Below are 1,590 nucleotides of genomic sequence, written 5' to 3' on the forward strand. Positions count from 1 at the left end.
CCTAGCTACTTCGACCTGAAAAAGTCGGGGCGTGGCGGTGCCTGAACTGGTGGTTGTTTGAAGCGATGATGGCCTCGAGCCCTTGGGCAAGAAGGGATCGAGGCCATCGTGCTTAGAACTGTAAATGACCAGTTGTCGTTGTGGGATGCAATCCTGCCTGCGGAGCTGTTGGTGTTGCCCGCCGAGTTGGGCCGGGTGGATGCCCTGCTGGATGATCCGGTGTTCTTCGCGCCGTTCACGCCGTATTTCGATCCACGGATCGGGCGTCCGTCGGTGCCGATGGAGACCTATCTGCGGATGATGTTCTTGAAGTTCCGCTACCGGCTGGGCTTTGAGTCTCTGTGCCGCGAGGTGGGCGATTCGATTTCCTGGCAACGGTTCTGCCGGATCCCGTTGGGCACACGAGTGCCGCATCCGACCACGCTGATGAAGCTGACTAGCCGCTGCGGTGAAGCCGCGGTCGCCGGGCTCAACGACGCGTTGGTGGCCAAGGCCGTCGCGGCAAAGCTGATCCGCACCGATAAGGTCCGCGCCGATACCACGGTCGTCGAAGCCGCAGTGGCCTATCCGACCGATTCGGGGTTGTTGGCCAAGGCCGTCGGCGGTATCGCCAAAACGGTCGCTCGGATTCAGGCCGCTGGAGGCGCCACCCGCACTCGAGTACGCGACCGTAGTCGTTCGGCGGGACAGCGGGCACGGGCGATCGCGGCCAAACTGCGACTACGGGGTGCGGCCGCCCGCGAGGAGGGTCAGGCCGCGGTGCTGCGGATCACCGGCCAGTTGGCCGACATCGCCGAGACGGCCATCGCCGATGCGGATGCGGTATCGCGCAACGCACGCAGGGGTTTGCGCACCGCGACGGGTCGGCGCCGCGGACGACTGCAGCGGGCGATCAACGACCTGGCCACCTTGCTGGCACGCACCGGACAGGTGATCAACCAGACCCGCAGTCGGCTGGCCGGGGTGATGCCGGATTCGGCGAGCCGCATGGTGAGCTTCCACGACGTCGACGCCCGCCCGATCCGCAAAGGCCGGCTCGGCAAGCCGGTGGAATTCGGCTACAAGGCCCAGATCGTCGACAACGCCGACGGGATCATCCTCGACCACGCAGTGCACGTCGGAAACCCCGCCGACGCGCCACAGCTGGCGCCGGCGATCGCCCGCATCACCGACCGCACCGGACGTGCTCCGACCGCGGTGACCGCCGACCGCGGCTACGGCTACGCCTCAGTCGAGAACGAGCTGCACGAACTCGGGGTGCGCCGAGTGGCCATCCCCAGAGCCAGTAGACCCGGCGCTGCCCGGCGGGAGTTCGAACATCGGAAAGCATTCCGCGCCAAAATCAAATGGCGGACCGGATGCGAAGGCCGGATCAATCACCTCAAGCGCAGTTACGGATGGAACCGCACCGAATTGACCACCCTGACCGGAGCCCGCACCTGGTGCGGACACGGAGTCTTCGCCCACAACCTGGTCAAGGTCAGCCGCCTGATTGGATGACAACCAGTTACGCCACCCGAGTGGGCCGCCCAACAAGAATCCGTCTGGGGCCCCACCGGCCATTAACCCTTTTTCAGGTCGAAGTAGCTA

Annotated in this window: 1 protein-coding gene; it reads left to right on the top strand. The window is 65.3% G+C overall.

The features are described 5' to 3' along the window. Nucleotides 1–108: 108 nt before the first annotated feature. A complete protein-coding gene (locus AC5Y4S_RS29725) occupies nt 109–1,500 on the top strand; it encodes an ISNCY family transposase (protein ID WP_500036091.1) in 1,392 nt (463 codons plus the stop codon). Nucleotides 1,501–1,590: the final 90 nt, after the last annotated feature.

It is taken from the genome of Mycobacterium sp. NGS64, assembly GCF_059812245.1.